This is a genomic window from Methylobacterium sp. J-030 (assembly GCF_022829545.1).
GTDB lineage: Bacteria > Pseudomonadota > Alphaproteobacteria > Rhizobiales > Beijerinckiaceae > Methylobacterium.
On the sequence record NZ_JAKSYM010000113.1, the window covers coordinates 1 to 623 of the forward strand.

Below are 623 nucleotides of genomic sequence, written 5' to 3' on the forward strand. Positions count from 1 at the left end.
CCTTCCACGAGCCCGAGACCCGGCGCAGCTTCACGCCGAGCATCCATCTGGGCTCGAAGCTTCGCGCCCTCGTCCGCGACGTCCTTGGCCGGAGCCGTGAACACAGGCTGGTTCGTGGTGGTATCGAACAGCGTCGCCCCGGCCGAGACCGCCGTCGGCGCCCGTGGGTTCACGTAGAACGGGCTGCGCTCGCCCGGCGCGATCGCGGCATTCCCGGGCGCCACGATGGTCGGCGTCAACGGCTTCCGCAGCTCGTTCTTGTAGTCAACCAACGAGCCCGCGAACCCCTGGCTACGGGCAAACATGTACTGCTTGACGTCGTCGGGGAGCTTGGTCTGCTCCAGCTCGTTCGCGAGCAGCGTCTTCACGACGCCGGCCTGCCCCTCGCTCAAGCCCGGCAGTGTGGCGACACGGACAAGGGCACCGATCCGCTGCTGCGACCCGGGCGCCATATGTCCGATGGGGGCGGCGATCTGCGGGCGAAGCCCCGCCTGCGCGAGATGCTGTCGTGCCTGCGCGGAAAGCTGCGCACGCGCTCCCGGTGACGGCCCAGCGCCGTCCTGGCCGGGCATCGTCATGACGCGGGGCGGTGGGGCACCCTGCGGGAAGTTCAGAGCGCCGGG

Annotated in this window: 1 protein-coding gene; it reads right to left on the bottom strand. The window is 70.1% G+C overall.

What is annotated here, in order from left to right:
• The coding region (locus tag MKK75_RS06525) for a hypothetical protein (RefSeq protein ID WP_244041800.1) at window positions 1-452 on the bottom strand (452 nt) is incomplete at its 3' end.
• Between the last annotated feature and the right edge of the window lie 171 nt (window positions 453-623).